The following is a 14,318-nucleotide window of genomic DNA, read 5'->3' as shown; positions in this document are numbered from 1 at the left end:
AGTATGCAAAAAGAAAAAGTTTTACTTTTAGGAGCGAATGGTTTCCTTGGTAGTCATGTGACGGATGCGCTGATTGCTGAAGGTTTTTCGGTGCGGGCGATGGATATGTTTTCTGACTTTAAGAATGCACGGTTCAATCCTAGCGTGGACATTGAGATGGTTTCGGGCAATTTTTTGAATCAAGCTGATGTTGAGGAGGCGATTGGGGGTGTTGACTATGTTATTCATCTTGTGACAACGACGAATCCAGCAACTGCTGAATCTGATCCCTTGATTGATATTGATACCAATATCCGTGGCAGTGTTGAGTTATTTCAAAAAATTGTGGCGAACGGCAAGATTAAAAAAATTATCTATTCTTCATCCGGCGGGACAGTTTATGGTGATCAGGATGTCAATCATCCGATTTCGGAGCTTGAGCATACTTGGCCTGTATCGCCGTATGGCATTGGCAAGCTGACGATTGAGAACTATCTGCATTATTTTGACAAAAAGTTTGTACAGCCATACACAGTGTTTCGGATCGCTAATCCTTACGGCGAGCGCCAGCCTAAGGTTCGTAAACAGGGGGTTATTCCCATTTTTATGGACAAAATTCTCAATGATGAACCAATCACGGTACTTGGCGACGGCGAAATGGTTCGAGATTATATCTATGTTAAGGATGTTGCGCAAGTGATTGCCAAGTCCTTAAAGAAAGAGTTGCAGCATAGTATTTATAATCTAGGATCAGGAAGTGGGCATTCAGTTAATGAAATTGTTGCCGAAATCGAGAAAGCGACGGGGAAAAAGGCTAAAATTGACTACAAACCAGCACCGTCAACTTTTGTGAATTTTTCTGTTTTGGATAATACACGTTGCGCAAAAGAATTTCCTGAGGTCACTTTAACTAGCTTAGATATTGGTATTAAACATCTCATCAGAGAAATTGAAAGTGAGTAGTCCTTTGCAAATCCCCGTCATCGGGGATTTTTTGGTATAATGAAATTATGATTTATGGAAATGGTGTTGATAATATTGAATTATCGCGAATTGCGCGGGCTTTGGAAAGAAATCCCAAATTTGCGACGCGTGTCTTGACTAAAACGGAGTTGCTCAACTTTGAAAGTCTGTCGCCACATCGAAGAATTGAATTTTTAGGTGGCCGTTGGGCGGCTAAAGAGGCATATGCCAAGGCTTACGGTACTGGAATTGGTGGCAAACTATCTTTTCAAGATTTGGAAATTGTCCCTGACAAGCTAGGTGCGCCGAAATTTACGAGACATCCCTTTTCAGATAGGGGAGCTGCCCATCTGTCAATCAGCCATAGCAATTTGGAGGCTGTGGCATTTGTAATATTAGAAAGTCAAGATAACGTATGAAACCGAGTACACATCGACCAACACAGGCGATTATTAATCTGGCTGCGATTCGGTCAAACATCGAAAATTTTAAAGCATATATCAATAAAAAAACTGAGATTTGGGCGGTTGTTAAGGCAAATGGTTATGGTCATGGTGCGATTCGTGTTGCGCAGTGTGTAAACGATTTGGTCGAAGGTTTTTGTGTCTCTAACCTTGATGAGGCGATTGAGCTACGCAGTCATGGCATTGTTAAACCGATTTTGGTGTTGAGTGGCATTATGCCCGAGGATGTCAAGATTGCGATAAATTTGCGTGTGACTTTGACAGTGCCGTCATTGGCTTGGTTCAAACTTGTTGTGGCAAATCTTGACGAGACTATTGCGATGCAACATCTGAAATTTCATATCAAGGTTGATTCGGGAATGGGTAGAATTGGTGTGACAAGTGTTGATGAAGCTAATGCGATTATTGACTTGGCAGATAAACTTGGTATTGATTTTGACGGTATTTTCACACATTTTGCGACGGCTGATGAGCTTGCCAAAGAAAAGTTTGACCAACAAAAAATGATGTTTGATAACATTGTGGCTGATTTGCTACGTCGGCCGAAGTACGTGCATTCGAGCAATTCTGCGGCTGGTATTTGGCACAAAGAGTCAATTCAGGATATTGAGCGTTTAGGCGAGGCGATGTATGGCTTAAATCCGAGTGGTCACACGCTTGAGATGACTTATAATATAACGCCAGTGCTTGAGTTAAAATCAGAATTAACGCACGTGAAAGTGATTCAAAAAGGTCAAACAGTTGGTTATGGGGCAGATTTTGTTGCGCCAAAAGAAACGATTATTGGGACGGTTCCGATTGGTTATGCAGACGGCTGGACACGTGACATGACTGGATTTTATGTGCTTGTCAATGGTAAAAAATGCTTGATTGTTGGGCGTATTTCAATGGACCAGATGACAATTGAACTAGATGAGAGGTATCCGATTGGTAAAAAAATAACATTAATTGGTCAAAATGGTGATGAAAAAATAACAGTAGATGACATTGCAGCGCATCGTGGGACAATTAATTATGAAGTTGTCTGTTTGTTAAGCGATAGAATCAAGCGGAAGTATATAAATGACTAGAGATATTTTACGTGGAGATGTTTTCTTTGCTGATTTATCGCCTGTTATTGGCAGTGAACAAGGGGTGTCAGACCAGTCTTGATTATCCAAAATGATGCGGGAAATACCTTTGCACTGACAACAATTGGTGCTGATTCAGTTATTTTATGTGAGCAAATTAGAACAATTGAAAAATCGTGATTACGTGATAAAACTGGCGTTTGTCAGTCTTGCAATTACGAAGAGTTTGTCTATTTAATTTTAATCTTTTTTGTTATATATCTGTAATAGAAAAATAATAAAATAACAAAATAAAATGCCGATTACCATATTTACAAGTATGAACATCCGTGATATAATATATTTTATAAGGTAATAGAATTACTGTTACAGCCAGTGAGACACAAAAGGGAAAAGTTTGTCTCACGTTCAGAAATCCATGGGGGATAAGACTATGATAAAAATCTACACAGTGGCATCGTGTTCGTCTTGTAAAAAAGCAAAAGAATGGTTGCGGGAACATGACCTCGAATACGAGGAAGTGAATCTGATTACGGATCAGTTGACCAATGAGGAAATGCTTCGGATTCTGTCTTTGACAGAAGAGGGAACGGAGGAAATCATTTCACGGCGCAGTAAGGCATACGCCAAGCTCAACATTGACTTTGATGAGTTGTCAATTAGCGCCTTGCTTGAAATTATCGAAAAAAATCGGACTTTACTAAGACGTCCACTGATTATTGATGATAAACGTTTGCAAGTTGGTTACAATGAAGACGACATCAGGAAATTTCTGCCACGCTCAGTTCGGGAAATTGAGTGTCAGACGGCTGGGAGCAATATTAAAGAAGAAATGTTATCACAAGGAATTATCTAAATTAGATAAAATAACAGAAAAAACAGCAGAAATTTTGCTGTTTTTTTGTTAAAATGGTATTTATATAAAAAAATTTGGAGAAGAAAATGACCTTAATTGATGGCAAAGCGCTCGCTGATAAGATGGCGATTGCGTTGAAAGTAAAAGTTGATGACCTAAAAAACTTTGGTGTGACACCTGGTCTTATCGTGATTTTGGTGGGTGAAAATCCTGCCAGTCAAGTCTATGTGCGCAATAAAGAACGTCGTGCGACAGCTGCTGGCTTTAATTCGGAAGTGATTCGGTTGGCTGAAGAAACGACAGAGACAGACTTATTGGCTTTGATTGCTGAGTTAAATGCTGATGGCAAATGGCATGGTATTTTGGTGCAGTTGCCCTTGCCCAATCACATTTCTGAAGAAAAGGTGCTGCTCGCCATTGATCCAGATAAGGATGTGGACGGTTTTCACCCGACCAACATGGGGCGTCTGTGGTCGGGCAATCCTGTCATGATTCCCTCAACGCCTGCGGGAATTATGGTCATGCTTGATGAGTATGGCGTTGACCTTGAGGGCAAAACTGCTCTTGTTATTGGGCGCTCGAACATTGTTGGCAAACCCATGGCACAAATGTTGCTGGATAAAAATGCGACGGTAACGATTGCGCATTCGCGGACGAAAAATCTGTCTGAATTGGCTAAACAAGCCGATATTTTAGTCGTGGCAATTGGTCGTGGTAATTTTGTGACAGCTGATTTTGTGAAAAAGGGAGCAGTTGTTATCGATGTCGGCATGAATCGTGATGAAAACGGTAAATTGATAGGTGATGTCAAGTTCGATGAAGTTGAACCACTTGCAAGTCTGATTACGCCAGTACCTGGTGGCGTTGGGCCGATGACGATTACCATGCTCATGGAGCAGACTTATGAGGCAGCTAAACGGACTTTGACTAAAAATTAAGATAATCTAAACGGGAAAAACTACCCGTTTTTTGATATAATAGTGAGTATGACAGAATATTTGAGTGTGTCAACATTAACAAAATATTTAAAGACCAAATTTGACCGCGATCCCTATCTGGAGCGGGTTTTTCTGACGGGTGAAATTTCAAATTTTAGGCGTCGGCCTAAGCACCAGTATTTTGCGATTAAGGACGAGAAATCGGTCATTCAAGCGACCATGTGGGGTGGTATTTTTGCAAAGCTCAATTTTGCGCTTGAAGAAGGCATGAAAGTCAACCTTATTGGGCGCGTACAGCTTTATGAGCCGAGCGGTTCTTACTCGATTATTATCGAAAAAATTGAGCCAGACGGCATTGGTGCGCTCGCCGTTCAGTTTGAGCAACTCAAGAAAAAACTGACTGCAGAAGGACTTTTCAATCCCGATTTCAAGCAAGCGATTCCGACTTTTTCGCGTAAGATTGGCGTGGTGACAAGTCCGAGTGGCGCGGTTATTCGCGACATCATAACGACCATCAATCGCCGATTTCCGATGACGGAAATTCTCCTTTTTCCTGCGAAAGTTCAAGGAAATGGTGCAGCTGAAGAGATTGTGTGTCGCATTCGCGAAGTAAATGAACGTGAGGATATTGACACGCTGATTATCGGACGTGGTGGTGGGTCTATCGAAGACCTCTGGGCATTTAACGAGGAAATCGTTGTTCGTGCCATTTTTGAGTCACGGATTCCTGTGATTTCGTCAGTTGGACACGAAACGGACACGACTTTAGCTGATTTTGTGGCAGACAGTCGAGCAGCAACACCAACAGCAGCAGCAGAACTTGCCACAGCAAACACCAAACTTGACATTTTACAATATCTGACAACGACAGAAACGCGTTTGACTTCAGCGGCACAACGTCACATCAATCATCGACGTGAGCGATTGGTCAGATTGCAGGAGTCAGTTATTTTTCGTCAACCAGAACGTTTATATGACGGTTATTTGCAGAAATTAGACAGTTTGACAACAGCATTGACCCAGCGTTTGCGCCAAAATTATCAAGAAAAGCAACAAGCACAAGCAATTTTAACAAGTCGTCTGACCAGTCTCAGATTAGATGAAAAAGTAGCGGTTAGAAGGCACAATTTGACACGTGAAACGGCCTTGCTCAAAAGTAATTTTGCTAACTTTTTTGACAATAAGAAATCACAAGCTGAAAAAGCTTACGAAAATCTGACCTTGATTGACCCCGAAAAAATCGTTAAACGTGGCTTTTCAATTGCACGAACGGCGGAAAATAAAGTGGTTAAATCAGTCAAAGAGGTCAAAAATGGCGACACATTGAATTTAGAATTATCAGACGGCAAGATAAATGTAGAGGTGAAAAATGGTTAAAAAAGTAAGTTTTGAAGAAAATTTGACAGCGTTAGAAGAAATTGTTAAGCGTTTAGAAAATGGCGATGTTGCCTTGGAAGAGGCGATTGCTGAATTTCAAAAAGGGATGAAATTGTCAAAAGATTTGCAAAAAACGCTAAAGGCTGCCGAAGATACTTTGGTAAAAGTCATGGCAGATGACGGCACTGAACAGGTTTTCGATGCAGAGTAGAGATTTTGTGTCAGAATTGACCGCCATTTTTGCTGATTTTTATGGTGCTAAGTCTCTTGTTGCACCCTTAAATGAGAGTATTCAGTATTCGATAAAAGCTGGTGGTAAGCGAATTCGCCCCATACTTTTGCTTGAAACTTTGCAAGGTTTTGGCATAGATATTTTAGAAGAACATCTCAAAGTGGCGGCGACGGTTGAGTTGATTCACACCAGCTCGCTGATTCATGACGACTTGCCAGCCATGGATAATGATGATTTTCGTCGTGGCAAGCCAACCAATCACAAGATTTTCGGCGAGGCGCAAGCGATTTTGGCGGGAGATGCGCTCTTACTTGACCCTTATTTGCTTTTGGCAAATGTTGCTTTAGCACCAAGTATTGTGGTCTCACTCGTGAAAGAACTAGCCCTAGCCTCTGGCAGTTATGGCATGGTAGCAGGGCAAGTATTGGATATGGCAGGCGAAAATCAAGCGCTGACATTTGCGCAACTCAAACAAATTCATGCCTTAAAAACGGGAAAAATGTTGACTTTTCCATTTGTTGCAGCTGGCATCATAGCGGAACAATCTGATGAGGTTATCTCACAACTTCGCCATTTAGGTGAAACAGTTGGTCAGGCTTTTCAGATTCGTGATGATATTTTAGATGTTACGGCAACATTTGCCGAAATCGGAAAAACACCAGGTAAGGATGAAGTTGCTGACAAATCAACCTATGTTAAATTGTTAGGTTTAGCGGGTGCTAAAGCAGAATTGGCTGAAAATCTTGACAGTGCTGAAAATATTTTACAGAAAATTTCTGAAAAAGCAACATTTACATCTGAAAATGTATTGAAACAAATTGAAAGATTAAGAATTGACTAAAGAACGAGTAGACGTCCTAGCCCTAAATCAAGGACTTTTTGAGACACGAGAACAGGCAAAACGTGGTGTTATGGCAGGTTTGGTCATTAATGCGCACAATGGCGAGCGCTTTGACAAGCCAGGCGAGAAAATTTCTGATGCGATTGACTTGATGCTTAAGGGCGAAAAAATGCCTTATGTTAGCCGCGGTGGCTTGAAATTAGCCAAGGCATTAGCTTTTTTTGAGATTTCTGTTGCCAATCAGACGGCGATTGACATCGGTTCGTCAACGGGTGGTTTTACAGATGTTATGTTGCAAAATGGTGCAAAACGTGTTTATGCGGTTGATGTTGGCACGAATCAGTTGGCTTGGAAAATCAGACAAGATGAACGGGTTGTCGTCATGGAGCAATTTAATTTTCGTTATGCTAAAATGGCAGATTTCAGTCATGGTGCGCCTAATTTTGCCTCAATTGATGTTTCTTTTATCAGTTTGGCGCTGATTTTACCAGCTTTGCATGCTATTTTGTGCAATGGTGGTCATGTTGTTGCGCTGATTAAACCGCAATTTGAGGCGGGACGTGAGCAGATTGGCAAGAATGGAATTATCAAGGATGCCAAAATTCATGAAACTGTTATTGAAACTGTTGTGAAACTGGCAAATGACCTAGGCTTTTCAAGTCTTGGGCTGACAAGTTCTCCGATAAAAGGTGGCCATGGCAATATTGAATTTCTGCTCCATTTAATCAAAGAAAATAATCCGATAGATAAGGTAGTTGAGCTGATAAAACCAGTCGTTGCAACTGCTCATGGAGAATTAGATGAAAAAGAATGAACGCATTAAACAAATTGAAAGCTTGTTGATTGCGCGTGAAATTAAGACACAAGATGACTTGGTTAATGCGCTTTTGGCATTGGGAATCGAGGTAACACAAGCAACTGTTTCACGTGATATGCGTGACCTTCGTTTGATAAAAGTGCCCGCAAAAATGGGTGGTTATCGCTATGCCTTGCCTGAAACGAGCCGTCAAAATGCTGATATTGAACTACTCAGCTCAGAAATTGAAACAATCAAGATTCAAGGAAATCAGCTTGCGGTAAAAACTAGACCTGGATCGGCAATGATTCTCAAAAATCGTTTGATAAGGCGTTTTGAGCAGTTGATTTTTACGGTACTTTCAGATGATGATACTGTTTTACTTATTGCAAATTCGGATGAAAATGCTGTGAAAATTCATGAAAATTTGACAAATTGATTAGAGGTAGTAGCTAGCCCAACAGCTAAGCGATAACTCGCTAAGCCACGTTGTGTCTAGCTACTTTCCTAAGCTCTTTGCGACTTTGTCGCTCAATCGCTAAAGGAGTAGCCATGTTACAAGAAATTTCAATCAAAAATTTTGCTATTATTGATACGATTTCGATGCAGTTTGACCAAGGCATGTCGATTTTGACTGGGGAAACTGGTGCGGGTAAGTCGATTATTATTGATGCGATGAATCTGCTTTTGGGCTCGCGGGCTCAGACGTCTTTTGTGCGTCATGGTGCAGATAAGGCTGAAATTGAGGGCTTGTTTTTCTACAAAGATAGTCCTGAAATCTCAGATAAATTGGCGGAACTTGGCTTTGAAAATACAGGCGAGTTGATTTTGCGGCGGGAAATTTTTGCAAATGGTCGCTCATCTTGTCGGATTAATGGTGTGATGACACCATTGTCAAATTTGCAAGCGCTGGGGAGTTTTTTGGTTGATATTCATGGTCAACATGACCACCAAGAATTAATGAGTCCTGCACATCACTTGACGATGTTGGACGAGTTTGGTGACAAGGCATTTCTGGAAATTAAACAAGCGTACATTGAGCAGTTTACGACCTATAAAAATTTGCGGCAAAGATTAGTTACACTCAAAAAAAATCAAGCTGAATTTGCCCAACGGATTGATGTGTTAAGTTTCCAAATTGAAGAAATTTCCTCTGCTGAGATTGATGTCAAGGCTGATGAACAATTCTATCAAAGACGTGATGTTTTGACGCATATCAATCATATTGCTGAGCATTTAAATTCGGCATATTATTCACTAGATGATGATGAAAATTCGAGTTTGGCCATGGTCAGAAATGCTATGAATGAATTGGAATCGGCTAGCAATTTCGATGAAAAATCTTACATGAAACTTTCTGAAAAAATTGCTGAGGCTTATTATTTGCTTGAAGATGTAGCAGCTGATTTGGAAAATCAGATTGATGATTTGGCGTTTAATCCATCTGAGCTTGCTATGATGGAGGATCGGATTTCGACATTGACGACGCTTAAAAAGAAGTACGGTCCTGAATTGTCTGATGTTTTAGTTTATCTGGAAAATTGTCAAAAGGAGCTTGAGTCGCTCACTGGCGATGAAAACTCGTCTGAAAATCTGGAAATTGCTTTCAAAAAGGCTGAAAAGGCTTTGATTGCTAGCAGTATACGCTTGTCAGAGTCTCGGGCAACCATTGCCGAAAAACTTGAGAAGGATGTCAAGCACGAACTTGCCGATCTTTACATGGAAAAGGCTGATTTCAAAGTTAGCTTTGAGCCTGCAAAATTCTCCAGAAATGGTAATCAGCACGTCGAATTTTTCATTCAAACTAATCCGGGCGAAGGTTTTAAACCACTGGCCAAAACGGCATCTGGTGGCGAAATGAGTCGTATCATGTTGGCAATAAAATCAAGCTTTGCTCGTCAAGAAAATAAAACATCAATCGTTTTTGATGAAGTTGATACAGGGGTTTCCGGACGTGTGGCACAAGCTATTGCCAATAAAATCTATAAGATTTCACAAAGCGGACAAGTTTTGTGTATCTCACATTTACCACAAGTTGTGGCGGTTGCAGATACGCAATTTTACATCGAAAAAGTACAGCTTGCTGACTCGACAACCTCAAGTGTCAGAAAATTGAGCGAAAATGAACGTGCAGTAGAGATTGCTAAAATGCTTGCAGGCGACGATATTACACCCGAGGCCATGGCACAAGCCAAAAAATTATTGGAAAAATGAAAATGAATCGTGAAAAAATTAAAAAAGCAAAAAGAATTGTGATTAAAATAGGCACATCTAGTTTGATTTTGCCAAATGGTCATCTTAATCTGAAAAATATTGACGACTTAGCTTTTACTTTGTCAAGTCTGCAACATGAGGGATATGAGATGATTCTTGTCACATCTGGTGCTGTTGGTGTCGGGTTGAATGTTCTTGAAATGGTAAAACGACCAACTGATATGGCGCAACAGCAGGCCTTGGCAGCTGTTGGGCAAGTTGAGTTGATGAGCTTATACAATCAGCTATTTTCACGTTATCAACAAAAAGTTTCGCAGTTATTGTTGACACGTGATGTTGTTGATTTTCCAGAAAGTCGTAAAAATGCGACAAATGCGATTAATGCGCTTCTTTCGCTTGATATTATCCCGATTATTAATGAAAATGATGCGGTGAGTGTTGAGGAAATGGCACATCGGACTAAATTTGGCGATAATGATAAACTTGGTGCGCTTGTCACGGTGCTGACGGATGCTGATTTATTGATTATGTTATCAGATATTGAGGGGCTTTATGATAAAAATCCTAACATTTTTGATGATGCCAAGTTGATTGAAAATGTTACAGAGATTACTGAAACAATTATGAAAACAGCTGGTGGTGCGGGAAGTCGTTTTGGTACGGGTGGCATGACGAGTAAGCTAGAGGCGGCAAAAATTATTTTTGATGCTGATAAACAAATGGTGTTGACCAATGGTGCGCGTATTCGTGAAATTCGTGATGTGATTGACGGGAAAAAAAGAGGAACTTATTTTGAAAAAAGTGAAAATAAAAAGAGAATCTTATGAAATAGTGAGTGAGGAATTTGCTGAATATCTTGAATATGGCATTGCTGATGAAAGAATTAATTTTCAGCAAACCAAGGCATTTGGTGACTTGCAAGAAGTGCTTGGTCACAAGGTATTTTACTTTGTTCTTGATAACAGTGGCTTCCAAGCTGCGATATTAGTCACGCTTACCAAAATACGTTTTGGTTATCTAGCTGAGGCGTATGGCAATCCATATTTTTCGGAAGATCTAGCAGATAATCAATACTTGATTCGCAGTCTTAAATCATTTTTGAAAAAACGAGGTGTTTTGAAACTTGTCATCCATTCTAATCAAATGATTGAAAAATATGATGATAATTGGGAAACAATTGGCAAATTTAATCAAGATTTGACTGATTTTTACGCCCAAATAGGTTTGTCTGAAAGTCAGCTAACTGATTTTGAAAAGGGATTTCATTTCAATTATAGTAAAAACTTGGCTGATTTTGAGTTTTTGTCTCAGCTTGAAAAGTCTTACAAGAGAAAAGGCTTACAAACTGTTAAAAAGGCGCGAAAGCTGGGAATTGATATTGTTGAAGCGACTTTTGATGAGTTAGATGATTTCAAGAAAGTTGTTGATGAAGCGGGAGAACGTCGAGATTTTCAAACGCGAGATTTGACTTATTATCAGTCGGTTTACAAAGCTTATGGCAATGATGTCAAGTTTATATTTGCTAAAATGAATTTTCAAGAGGCGCTTGAGGCGAATCAACTTGAAATTGAGGAAATTAAAGTTGCCATTGACAAAGCTCAGGTAAAAAATAAGATGAAAAGCTTGGATACACTTTATCAAAGACTGGCGCGTGCGGATAAATTACAGTTAGAATTTGAAAAATTTGTTGAAAAATATGGCAATAAGTCTGTTATTTTATCAGCAGCACAATTTTTTATTATGCCATGTGAGATGACATATATGTTCAGTGGCATGTATGATGAGTTTCGTGATTTTTCAGCACAATTTTTAATTCAAGATGAGATGCTAAAATTTGCCTTTTATGAAGAAATTGATACTTTTCATTTTTTAGGTGTCAATGCAAAAGATGAGTCAGATCAAGGCGTATTGAAATTCAAGCAAAATTTCGGAGGCTATATTTGGGAATCTTCTGGAAATTATGAACTTATTGTCAAGCCGATTCTATATAAAGTGACAGAGATTTTAAAAACAATTACAAAACGTTAGGAAACTTAGCATGAAATTTCAAACAGCAGTCCCTGCGGCTGAACATGATGAATTTGTCGGAAAAAATCCGCTCAATCATTTGTTACAATCAAGTACTTGGGCAAAGGTAAAAGATAATTGGGACTCGAAAATTGTTGGTGTTAGGGATAATTCTGGAAATTTACTTGCCTCTTCTCTTGTTTTGATAAAAAAATTACCACTTGGTTTTACCATGTTTTATACGCCACGCGGTCCGATTATGGATTATGAAAATGTTGAATTAGTGACATTTTTCTTTGATAATCTCAAAAAATTTGCCAAAAAACATCGGGCGCTTTTCATCAAGAGTGATCCAGCAGTCATTTATCGGACTTCAAAATTTGGTCAAAAAGAAGTTGCTGAGATTACGCCAGAATCTTTGGAAATTATCAACAATATCAAGGCTTCTGGTGGGCAACATGTTGGGTTTAATCTGACGATGAGTGAGACGATTCAGCCCCGTTTTCAGAGCAATGAGCCATTGAATGAAAAGATGGATTTGATTTATCCAAAGCATGCTAAGCGTATCATGAAAGATGCTGTGAATCGTGGTGTGACAGGTCGTCGTGTGGGACTTGATAAAGTGCAAGCTTTCAGCGATGTTGTCAGCATGACTGAGAGTCGAAAAGGTGTTGCGCTCCGCAATCATGACTATTTTGAGCAACTGATGACACTTTATGGCGAGGATGCTTATTTGCATTTGGCAGAGGTTAATCTCAAAGAAAAATATGCGGCACTTCAAGCGCAATTTGTGCAACTCGAAAAGGATATTGCGGCAACACCTGAAAATCAGAAAAAACGGTTTAATCGCTTAAATGATCAGAAAAAATCAACTGAGAAATATCTGAAAGAATTTGCTGATTATGACACAACGAGTGATAAAGCAACAGTTATTGCAGGCATTTTGTCAATTAAATTTGGCGATACTATGGAAATGCTTTATGCAGGTATGAATGATGATTTCAAGAAATTTTATCCGCAATATTTACTTTATCCTAAAGCATTTGATGATGCTTTTGCTAGCGGTGCGCACTGGGCAAATATGGGAGGAGTTGAAGGCGATTTAGCTGATGGTTTATCGAAATTCAAGAGTAATTTCAATCCTGATATTCAAGAGCTTATCGGAGAATTTAACTTCCCGGTTAATAAATTATTTTATGGTTTGAGCAATTATGCTTATAAATTTCGCAAAAAAATGAGGTAATCAGATGATTGAAACACTTGGAAAAAAAGCTAAGGCAGCTGCTTTTGAATTGGCAAAACTGACAACACTTGAAAAAAACGATTTTCTTTTGAAATTAGCGACGGCACTTGTTAGGCAAACTGATTTTATCTTGAGCGAAAATGCTAAAGATATGATAAATGCACAGAAAAATGGTATCAACGACATCATGCTTGATCGCTTGCGCTTGACATCTGAGCGTCTTTTAGATATAGCTGAGGGTGTTCGGCAAGTGGCGACTTTACCAGATCCTATCGGACAAATCATGAGTGGTTATACCAATCTTGACGGTCTCAATATCTTGCAAAAGCGTGTGCCTTTAGGGGTTGTTGGGATGATTTTTGAGAGTCGACCAAATGTTGCAGTTGATGCTTTTTCCCTGTGTTTCAAAACTAATAATGCCGTTATTTTGCGCGGTGGCAAGGATGCGATTCATGCTAACAAAGCGCTTGTTCAGGTCATCAAAGAGACTTTAAAAGCTGAAAATTTACCTGAAAATGCGTGTGGGCTTGTGACGGATACAAGCCACGAAGTGGCACGCCAAATGATGCAAGCCACAGAATATCTGGACGTTTTGATTCCACGTGGAGGTGCGAGCCTTATCCGCACAGTCAAGGCGGCATCTCGTGTGCCGATTATTGAAACTGGGACTGGCAATGTCAGCATTTATGTTGATGAATTTGCAGATTTAGAGATGGCGATAAAAATCGTTATCAATGCTAAAACGCAACGTCCAAGTGTTTGTAATGCGGCAGAAAGTCTTGTTGTTCATGAAAAAATTGCAAGTGACTTTCTACCAAAATTGCAAACGGCGATTAACCAAGTTCAGCCAGTCGAGTTTTATTTGGATGATATGTCAGCGAGATTGATAACGGGTGTTCCTGCAACGGATGAAGATTTTGGGACTGAATATTTGGACTATAAGTTGTCTGTCAAGGTGGTTGCTACCATTGATCAAGCGATTAAACATATCAATCGTTATAGTACAAAACATTCGGAGGCTATCATTACTGAGAATCTTGGTCATGCCGAACAATTTCAGGCGCAGATTGATGCTGCAGCGGTTTATGTCAATGCCTCAACACGCTTTACAGATGGGTTTATTTTCGGACTCGGCGCTGAAATCGGTATTTCCACACAAAAACTCCATGCTCGTGGTCCAATGGGACTTGAAGCTTTGACTTCTTATAAATATCTTATCAATGGTCAAGGGCAAATTCGAGGTTAAAAAGGCAGATAACATTTTCAAATTACCAAAATGTTACATTTCCTTAAAAATCTGGCTATTACCAGTTTTTTTTGGTATAATGGTAGTTGTTT

General features: G+C 39.7%; 15 protein-coding genes and 1 pseudogene. All 16 read left to right on the top strand.

The window, feature by feature from the left end; translation table 11 throughout:
• Window positions 1–3 precede the first annotated feature (3 nt).
• The 16 genes and pseudogenes from Hs30E_RS01390 (at window position 4) to Hs30E_RS01315 (ending at window position 14,226) form a co-directional block, all read left to right on the top strand.
• Window positions 4–942: an NAD-dependent epimerase/dehydratase family protein gene (locus Hs30E_RS01390; protein WP_172207434.1), complete on the top strand. Its 939-nt coding sequence runs from the start codon at window positions 4–6 to the stop codon at window positions 940–942.
• 47 nt (window positions 943–989) lie between these two features.
• Window positions 990–1,361 carry a holo-ACP synthase gene (gene acpS / locus Hs30E_RS01385; RefSeq protein ID WP_172207432.1) on the top strand — a complete coding sequence of 124 codons (372 nt, stop codon included), beginning with the start codon at window positions 990–992 and terminating at the stop codon, window positions 1,359–1,361.
• On the top strand, window positions 1,358–2,476 hold the full coding sequence (gene alr / locus Hs30E_RS01380; protein WP_172207430.1) for an alanine racemase: 1,119 nt from the start codon (window positions 1,358–1,360) through the stop codon (window positions 2,474–2,476). The genes acpS and alr overlap by 4 nt, the downstream gene beginning before the upstream one ends.
• Window positions 2,469–2,650 (top strand): annotated as a pseudogene (locus tag Hs30E_RS01375) (type II toxin-antitoxin system PemK/MazF family toxin); the annotation flags it as partial. The gene alr and the pseudogene Hs30E_RS01375, both read left to right, overlap by 8 nt.
• Before the next feature lie 259 nt (window positions 2,651–2,909).
• Window positions 2,910–3,332: a transcriptional regulator Spx gene (gene spx, locus Hs30E_RS01370; RefSeq protein WP_172207428.1), complete on the top strand. Its 423-nt coding sequence runs from the start codon at window positions 2,910–2,912 to the stop codon at window positions 3,330–3,332.
• An 86-nt stretch (window positions 3,333–3,418) separates the two neighbouring features.
• Window positions 3,419–4,270, top strand: coding sequence for a bifunctional methylenetetrahydrofolate dehydrogenase/methenyltetrahydrofolate cyclohydrolase (locus tag Hs30E_RS01365; protein ID WP_172207426.1), 852 nt, complete (start codon window positions 3,419–3,421; stop codon window positions 4,268–4,270).
• A gap of 48 nt (window positions 4,271–4,318) precedes the next feature.
• A complete protein-coding gene (gene xseA / locus Hs30E_RS01360) occupies window positions 4,319–5,647 on the top strand; it encodes an exodeoxyribonuclease VII large subunit (RefSeq protein ID WP_172207424.1) in 1,329 nt (442 codons plus the stop codon).
• Window positions 5,640–5,858, top strand: coding sequence for an exodeoxyribonuclease VII small subunit (locus Hs30E_RS01355; protein ID WP_172207423.1), 219 nt, complete (start codon window positions 5,640–5,642; stop codon window positions 5,856–5,858). Before xseA ends, Hs30E_RS01355 begins: the two co-directional genes overlap by 8 nt.
• Entirely contained in the window at window positions 5,848–6,720 is an 873-nt protein-coding gene (locus Hs30E_RS01350; protein WP_172207421.1) for a polyprenyl synthetase family protein, read from the top strand. The genes Hs30E_RS01355 and Hs30E_RS01350 overlap by 11 nt, the downstream gene beginning before the upstream one ends.
• A complete protein-coding gene (locus tag Hs30E_RS01345) occupies window positions 6,713–7,534 on the top strand; it encodes a TlyA family RNA methyltransferase (RefSeq protein ID WP_172207419.1) in 822 nt (273 codons plus the stop codon). The genes Hs30E_RS01350 and Hs30E_RS01345 overlap by 8 nt, the downstream gene beginning before the upstream one ends.
• Window positions 7,521–7,955 (top strand): arginine repressor, encoded by a 435-nt coding sequence (locus Hs30E_RS01340; protein WP_172207418.1) that lies wholly within the window; start codon window positions 7,521–7,523, stop codon window positions 7,953–7,955. The genes Hs30E_RS01345 and Hs30E_RS01340 overlap by 14 nt, the downstream gene beginning before the upstream one ends.
• A 113-nt stretch (window positions 7,956–8,068) precedes the next feature.
• On the top strand, window positions 8,069–9,730 hold the full coding sequence (gene recN / locus Hs30E_RS01335; protein ID WP_172207416.1) for a DNA repair protein RecN: 1,662 nt from the start codon (window positions 8,069–8,071) through the stop codon (window positions 9,728–9,730).
• Between the two features lie 2 nt (window positions 9,731–9,732).
• Window positions 9,733–10,557, top strand: coding sequence for a glutamate 5-kinase (proB, locus tag Hs30E_RS01330; RefSeq protein ID WP_172207414.1), 825 nt, complete (start codon window positions 9,733–9,735; stop codon window positions 10,555–10,557).
• A complete protein-coding gene (locus Hs30E_RS01325; protein WP_228461963.1) occupies window positions 10,532–11,758 on the top strand; it encodes a peptidoglycan bridge formation glycyltransferase FemA/FemB family protein in 1,227 nt (408 codons plus the stop codon). Before proB ends, Hs30E_RS01325 begins: the two co-directional genes overlap by 26 nt.
• Window positions 11,759–11,768: 10 nt before the next feature.
• Entirely contained in the window at window positions 11,769–12,980 is a 1,212-nt protein-coding gene (locus Hs30E_RS01320; protein WP_172207411.1) for a peptidoglycan bridge formation glycyltransferase FemA/FemB family protein, read from the top strand.
• A 4-nt stretch (window positions 12,981–12,984) separates the two neighbouring features.
• Window positions 12,985–14,226, top strand: a complete 1,242-nt coding sequence (locus tag Hs30E_RS01315; RefSeq protein WP_172207409.1) for a glutamate-5-semialdehyde dehydrogenase — start codon at window positions 12,985–12,987, stop codon at window positions 14,224–14,226.
• Window positions 14,227–14,318: the final 92 nt, after the last annotated feature.

This window comes from Pseudolactococcus hodotermopsidis (assembly GCF_011170085.1).
In the GTDB taxonomy this organism is placed as follows: domain Bacteria; phylum Bacillota; class Bacilli; order Lactobacillales; family Streptococcaceae; genus Pseudolactococcus; species Pseudolactococcus hodotermopsidis.
Note: the sequence above shows the minus strand (reverse complement) of the source record. Positions and strands in the feature narration are given on the sequence as shown.

Excerpts from the sequence above, each read along its gene's own strand:
- Hs30E_RS01320 (WP_172207411.1), top strand. The coding sequence starts at position 11,769 with ATGAAATTTCAAACAGCAGTCCCTGCGGCTGAACATGATGAATTTGTC.
- Hs30E_RS01315 (WP_172207409.1), top strand. The coding sequence starts at position 12,985 with ATGATTGAAACACTTGGAAAAAAAGCTAAGGCAGCTGCTTTTGAATTG.
- Hs30E_RS01350 (WP_172207421.1), top strand. The coding sequence starts at position 5,848 with ATGCAGAGTAGAGATTTTGTGTCAGAATTGACCGCCATTTTTGCTGAT.
- Hs30E_RS01365 (WP_172207426.1), top strand. The coding sequence starts at position 3,419 with ATGACCTTAATTGATGGCAAAGCGCTCGCTGATAAGATGGCGATTGCG.
- spx (WP_172207428.1), top strand. The coding sequence starts at position 2,910 with ATGATAAAAATCTACACAGTGGCATCGTGTTCGTCTTGTAAAAAAGCA.
- Hs30E_RS01390 (WP_172207434.1), top strand. The coding sequence starts at position 4 with ATGCAAAAAGAAAAAGTTTTACTTTTAGGAGCGAATGGTTTCCTTGGT.
- acpS (WP_172207432.1), top strand. The coding sequence starts at position 990 with ATGATTTATGGAAATGGTGTTGATAATATTGAATTATCGCGAATTGCG.
- Hs30E_RS01355 (WP_172207423.1), top strand. The coding sequence starts at position 5,640 with ATGGTTAAAAAAGTAAGTTTTGAAGAAAATTTGACAGCGTTAGAAGAA.
- alr (WP_172207430.1), top strand. The coding sequence starts at position 1,358 with ATGAAACCGAGTACACATCGACCAACACAGGCGATTATTAATCTGGCT.
- xseA (WP_172207424.1), top strand. The coding sequence starts at position 4,319 with ATGACAGAATATTTGAGTGTGTCAACATTAACAAAATATTTAAAGACC.
- Hs30E_RS01340 (WP_172207418.1), top strand. The coding sequence starts at position 7,521 with ATGAAAAAGAATGAACGCATTAAACAAATTGAAAGCTTGTTGATTGCG.
- recN (WP_172207416.1), top strand. The coding sequence starts at position 8,069 with ATGTTACAAGAAATTTCAATCAAAAATTTTGCTATTATTGATACGATT.
- proB (WP_172207414.1), top strand. The coding sequence starts at position 9,733 with ATGAATCGTGAAAAAATTAAAAAAGCAAAAAGAATTGTGATTAAAATA.